The organism is Pseudomonas sp. LLC-1 (assembly GCF_002992185.1).
Classification (GTDB): domain Bacteria; phylum Pseudomonadota; class Gammaproteobacteria; order Pseudomonadales; family Pseudomonadaceae; genus Aquipseudomonas; species Aquipseudomonas monteilii.
In genome coordinates, this window is the sequence record NZ_LUVY01000006.1 from 473270 (window position 1) to 479478 (window position 6209).

The 6209-nt window shown below is 62.3% G+C and carries 4 protein-coding genes; 1 reads left to right on the forward strand and 3 read right to left on the reverse strand.

The window, feature by feature from the left end; all coding sequences use genetic code 11:
- Positions 1 to 66: 66 nt before the first annotated feature.
- Both A0O30_RS05985 and A0O30_RS05990 read right to left on the reverse strand, forming a co-directional pair.
- Positions 67 to 2652 carry an EAL domain-containing protein gene (locus A0O30_RS05985; protein ID WP_105945881.1) on the reverse strand — a complete coding sequence of 862 codons (2586 nt, stop codon included), beginning with the start codon at positions 2650 to 2652 and terminating at the stop codon, positions 67 to 69.
- A 51-nt stretch (positions 2653 to 2703) separates the two neighbouring features.
- On the reverse strand, positions 2704 to 3777 hold the full coding sequence (locus tag A0O30_RS05990) for a diguanylate cyclase (RefSeq protein ID WP_105945882.1): 1074 nt from the start codon (positions 3775 to 3777) through the stop codon (positions 2704 to 2706).
- A 130-nt stretch (positions 3778 to 3907) separates the two neighbouring features.
- On the opposite strand from A0O30_RS05990, the gene A0O30_RS05995 reads away from it, so the two are divergent.
- A complete protein-coding gene (locus tag A0O30_RS05995; RefSeq protein WP_105945883.1) occupies positions 3908 to 4999 on the forward strand; it encodes an MBL fold metallo-hydrolase in 1092 nt (363 codons plus the stop codon).
- Positions 5000 to 5002: 3 nt separating this feature from the next.
- Here A0O30_RS05995 and A0O30_RS06000 read toward each other — a convergent pair whose 3' ends face one another.
- Positions 5003 to 5899 (reverse strand): formate/nitrite transporter family protein, encoded by an 897-nt coding sequence (locus A0O30_RS06000; RefSeq protein WP_105945884.1) that lies wholly within the window; start codon positions 5897 to 5899, stop codon positions 5003 to 5005.
- Between the last annotated feature and the right edge of the window lie 310 nt (positions 5900 to 6209).

The window sequence follows — 6209 nt, forward strand, 5'->3', positions numbered from 1 at the left end:
TGCCGGCGAAGAATCCGATGCGGTGCATGGCACCGGCGTTGCCGGTGTTCGCGGGTAAACCCGCGCCTACAGAGGCTGTGTGCTGCTTTGGGATGTTTGGTGCAACAACGCCTCCAGCCCGGCACTGTCTAGCGGTCGGCTCATGAAATAGCCCTGTACTTCGTGGCAGCGGTCCTTCTCCAATGCTTTGAGCTGCTGTTCGCTTTCGACGCCTTCGGCAGTCACCGTCAACCCCATCGCTTCGCCCAGGTTGATGATGGCCTGAACCACCGCGCGGTCGCTGCCGCCGTTGTTGTTCAGGCCACTGATGAAGCGCTTGTCTATCTTGATGCTGTCGAACGGGTAGGTACGCAGGTAGCCCAGCGATGAGTAACCCGTGCCGAAATCATCCATGTTCAGGCGCACGCCCAGCTCCTTGAGCGACAGCATGGTGCCCAGCGCGCCTTCGATGTCGTTGAGCATCACGTTCTCGGTAATTTCCAGCTCCAGGCGCTGGGCCGGGAAGGCGGTTTCCAGCAGGATTTCACGCACGTCGGCTACCACGTCGCTGCGCAGGAACTGCGCGGGCGACAGATTCACCGAAACCAGAATGTCGGCTGGCCAGTCATGGGCTGTGCGGCAAGCCTCGCGTAGCACCCAGCGGCCCAGTGCGACGATGATGTCGCTTTGCTCGGCCAGCGGGATGAACGTGTCCGGCCCCAGCAACCCTTCCTGCGGGTGCTGCCAGCGCAGCAAGGCTTCGACCGCTACGATGCGTCGGTCGCTGAGGCGGTAGCGCGGCTGATAATGCAGTTCGAACTCTTGGTTGCGCAGGGCCCGGCGCAGGTCGTTTTCCAACTGGCGGCGGTACTGGATCTGCTGGTTCATCTCGGCAGCGAAGTAACGCCAGGTATTCTTGCCATCGGCTTTGGCCTGGTACAGGGCAATGTCGGCGCAGCGGATCAATTCGCCCGCATCGAAACCCTGGGTGCGGGTTTGGGCGACGCCAACACTGGCACCGACATGCAGGGGTTGGCTGTCGAAGGTGATGGGTTGTTGCAGCAGGCTGATCAGGCGCGCGCAGAAGCGGTCGATTTCGTTGCGGTTGTCCATGCCGCTTAGCACCAGGATGAACTCGTCGCCGCCCAGACGCGCTACCAGGTCACCGTCGCGGGTGGTATCGCGCAGCCGCGTCGCCACCTCTTGCAGCACGGCATCCCCGGCAGCATGGCCGAGCGAGTCGTTGATCGGTTTGAAGTTGTCGAGGTCCAGCAGCAGCAGGCTCAAGGGTGGCGAGTCGGTGCCACGCAGCAGGGCTTGCTCCAGGTGCCTGGCGAGCTTGTTGCGGTTGGCCAGGCCGGTCAGTGGGTCGTGCAATGACAGGTGCTGAATGCGCGCGTGGGCGTCGACTTCGTCGGTGATGTCGCTGGCGGTGCCGCGAAAACCGCTGGGCTTGTCGTCATACCAGATGGCGCGGGCCGAAATCCTGCAGTAGCGGTTTTGGCCATTCTGGTCGCGGTAGGTACAGCGCAAATTGGCCAACTGTTGTGGGTCGGCGCTGGTCAGGGCGTCCAGCCAAGGCGAGAGCGGGGTGGTATCGCAGGCCAGCAACTGGTTGAGCGGTTGGCCCAGCCAGTCGTCCACGGGGTAGCCGGTGACGTTGGCAAAGCGTTGCGACAGGTAGGTCAGGCGTTGTTGCCGGTCGGTTTCCCAGATCCAGTCGGATGCCGATTCGGCCACTGCGCGAAAACGCTGCTCGCTGGCTTCCAGCGCCTGGTTGCTCTGTTGCAGGTGAGTGAGTGTAAGGCCGATTGCCCGCGAGCTGCGCAGGGTGAGACGAAACAGGTACAGCATGATCAAGCCAAGCATCAGCAGCGCGCCTACCAGTGGCGGCAAGACGGCCCACAGCAGCTGGCGCCCCGGTAGCGGGCTGTTCCAGGCCAGGTGGTAGCCGGTATCGCCCAGTTCGATGCGCAAGTGGCCATGCTCACCCCTGTTGTCCTTGTCCACATGCATGCCGGTAAGGCCGGCACCGGTGCCCAGCCGCGTCAGCTTGTCTTCGGTGAGCTGGTCGATGAACAGCATCACCGGGGCCTTGCGTACCTCACTGTCGGTGACATCGCGATCCGGTCGCACAGCGGCGGCAGTCAGCACGGCCGGCCAGCCGTTGAACAGCACGTAACGGGTGGTCTGTTCCCGTGGTACGGCCGCGGCGCGGGCCTGGTCGATGATCGGCTGCAGGGGCGCGTCTATATAGGTGTTGGCGCCTGCCTGGCTGGGCTGTCCCTTGAATAGCGCGTAGGTGGTGCGGCTGTCCTCTACAACGAACACCCCTTCGTAGCCGCTGGCGCTGTACAGCGACTCGCCTACGTTCTTTTCTTCATAGGCCCATTTCCAGTCTACCTGGCCCGCCAGGTGTTCGAAGGCAGCATCCCACACGGCATAGCTGGACAAGAACTGGCGCGAGGCGATCAGTCGCTGCTCCAGGGCCTGGTTCGCATGGAAGGCGCTACGCTGACGCTCCTGGTGATCAAGGGTGGCGGCGATGTTGAACAGTGCGCCCAGCGTAACCAGGCAGGCCAGGCCGAAAACTGCACTGAAACCGGCAATCAGGCGGCGCACCTGAAAGCGCGGTGTGGGGCTGGCGGGTTGGAGTTTGGCAGTCCTGGCCATGCGTTAGCGGCTCCTTCAAGCAGCCTCCCGCCAGGCAGTCAGGAAGGAGGTTCAATCAGGATAGGCCAGCTTGAGCGTAGAAGCCTCGCCACGGGCAAAATTGACCTGGTCGCGGCCTGCGTGCTTGGCGGTGTAAAGCGCCTTGTCTGCCTGGTCGAGCCAGTGCTCGGGTGACTCCAGGGTGGCTTCGAAGGGTGACAGGCCGATGCTCAGGCTGATGCGCAGGTGCGGCAACTGTGGGTTGCGGTAGTTGGCGACCCGTTCGCGCAGGCGCTCCATGGCCTGGCAAGCCTGGGCCTCACTGGTGTCTGGCAGCATCACACAAAACTCGTCGCCGCCATAACGCCCGGCCTGGTCGCCTTCGCGCAGATTACGGCGCAGCTCTGCGCTCAGCTGGCGCAGCACACAGTCGCCGACCACGTGGCCGAAGGTATCGTTGATGGTCTTGAAATGGTCGATGTCGATCAGGGCGATGACCGCGTGCCCCTGCTGTTGTTTACAGCCCTGGAACTTCAGCAGTAGCAGGTCTTTCCACGCGCCATGGTTGAGCAGCCCGGTCAGGCTGTCGGTGAGGCTCAGGGCGCTCAGCCGGCGCTTGTGGTCAGCCAGTTTGATCGCCAACTGGTAGCACACCCAGCCCAGGGCCAGCGGGTACAGCGTCAGCATTGGCAGGCAGGCGTACACCTGCAGGGGGGTGGCGGTCAGCTGCAGGCCGGGGCCAAGCAGCAGGATGGAGACAAGCATGCCGGCCAACTGGGCCAGCAGCCCACGAAAGACCATGCGCTTGCCGCCGGCTGCGACGTTGTTCATGGTCATCATGGAAAGGACCGTCACGCTGGGGAGCGGATTGAAATGCATGGCGGCAGTCCAGAACCCGCCCATCAGCGAGTCCAGCAGCAGGTTGCGCTGTTCTGCCTGGTAGGGCATCGCCGAGCGGCTTGCCCACAGGTAGGCCATGTGCGGCCACAGCAACCCGTTGAACAGCACCAGCAGCCATGCCCAGGTGGGGGGAGACAGCGGCGCAATGGCCGCCATGACACTGAACAGACCGATGCCCAGGCCGATGACACGCGGCAGATAGATGCGCTTGACGAATGAAAGGCCTTTGCCGCTGCGGTTGTCCATCGTGTTCATCGCTATTCTACCGGGGTACCGTTTATCGCATAACGCGCATGAATATTGTTGAACAGTGTTTCATCGGCGAAAAATGACCTTACAAGCCAATTCACGGTTGATCTGATCACTGTGGGGTAACATGAAGGCTTTCCTGTTGCTCGGAGTGTTGCTGATGATCCCTTTGGCCAACGCAGCCGGCGAGCCGGCGCCACAGCGGGATGGGCGTTTTCACAACCAGGCATCGTTGCCGCAGGATGGGGTGCTGAAAAAGCTGCGCATCGGGCTCAAGTACCTGTTCGTGCGCAAGCCCCCGCAAACCCGGCCGGCCACCCCGATCAGCCTCCAGCCCATGACCCGCGAGCAGGTGCTCGACGCCCCTGATCACAGCGTGTGGCGCCTGGGCCATTCCACAGTATTGCTCAAGCTGCGCGGGCGCTTCTTTATTACCGACCCGGTGTTCGCCGAGCGCGCCTCGCCGGTGCAGTGGGCGGGGCCGCTGCGCTTCCATGCGCCACCGCTGGCGCTGGACCAGTTGCCGCCACTGGCTGCGGTGGTACTGTCGCACGATCATTTCGACCACCTCGACGAGCAGGCGATTCGCCAGCTGGCGCCACGCACCGGGGTATTCCTGGCCCCACTGGGCGTGGGCGACCTACTTATGAACTGGGGCGTGGCGCCGGCGAAGGTGCGCCAACTGGACTGGTGGCAGGAAAGCGAGGTGGAGGGCGTGCGATTTGTCGCCACCCCGGCACAGCACTTTTCCGGGCGCGGGCTGCTGGACAGCAACCGGACGCTGTGGGCGTCCTGGGTGATCATCGATGACGATGTGCGGGTGTTCTTCAGTGGCGATACCGGGTATTTCGACGGTTTCAAGCAGATAGGCGAGCGTTTCGGGCCGTTCGACCTGACCTTGATCGAAACCGGCGCCTACAACGTCGCCTGGCCCAACGTACACATGCAGCCGGAGCAGAGCCTGCAGGCCCACCTGGATTTGCGCGGGCGCTGGATGCTGCCGATTCACAACGGTACGTTCGACCTGTCTACCCACGGCTGGCAGGAGCCTTTCGAGCGCATACTGACGCTGGCCAACCAGGCCCAGGTGCGCTTGAGCACGCCGCAGATGGGCGAACGGGTCAGCCTTGACTCACCGCATGCCGGGCAGAACTGGTGGCAGCCACGGCCTGTGCGTCAGCGGGGCCATGCCAAAGAGCGCACGATGGCGGCACGCTGAGATTCAGTTGTGGTCATCCTTGCTGCGCCGGCGCAGGGCTTGGTCTTCTTTCAGCAGTTGCGAGGGTGGCTTGCCACTGTCGCTGCGTACCTGGGCATGGCTGATCAGGGCGAAGATGAAGCTGCCACCAATAATGTTGCCTGTCAGGGTCGGCAAGGCGAATTCCAGCCAGAAGCTGCGCCAGGTTTCTTCGCCGGCCCACACCAGATAGGACACTTCGACGGAACCCACCACTATATGGGTGAAGTCGCCGAGGGCCATCAGGTAGGTGATCATCAGGATGATCCAGACCTTGGCGTGCTCCATGGACGGGATCATCCAGACCATGGTGGCGATCATCCAGCCCGACACGATGCCTTTGGCGAACATCTGGCTCAGGTCGTTCTTCATGACCTTGCGGCCAACCTCCAGAAAAGCCACGTCCGTCTTGCTGTCGAATATCGGCAGCTCCAGCATGACCCAGGCCACTAGCAGGGTGCCGGCCAGGTTGCCGAGCAACACCACACCCCACAGGCGCAGCAGGCGACCGAAGTTGGCCAGGGTGGGGGAGGTCATGACGGGCAGCACGGCGGTGAGGGTGTTCTCGGTAAACAGTTGCTGGCGCGCCAGGATCACGGCGAGGAAGCCGGCGCTGTAGCCGATGCTGGCGACCACCTGGGCACTTTCTCCTTCCGGCAGGCGAGCGTAGAACAGCCCCATGGCCATCAACGACAGCCCCATGGACAGGCCGGCGGCCAGTGCCGACCACCACAACGCGGCGAGGGTACGTTCCAGTTCCTGATCGCCCTGGTAGCGGATCATCTCGTGCAGCACTGCCGCCCGCGGCGGCTGGTTGTGGCTGACCTCCTGCTCTTCATCTGCAGACAGGCCCGGGGTTTTCTCGCTTTGCGCATCGCTCATGGCCGCTACGCTCCGTGGGGGTGTTTCTCTACAGATCCGTGGCGCTTTCATTAGTTGCCAGGTGGGGGTAAAACACACGCGGAAAGTTTTTTCAGATCAAGGTGTTGACTCTGATTTCAAAGCGCGTATTATTCGCCTCCTCGCAGCGTTGAACGCTTCGGGGCAAGCGGTAAGTGTTTGAAGTTGTTGGCTTTCGAAAGAAAGCGGTAGTAAAAAACTTCAAAATAAACGCTTGACAGCAAATGAGGAAAGCGTAGAATGCGCGCCTCGGTTGAGACGAAAGGCTCTTAACTAAACGCTCTTTAACAAG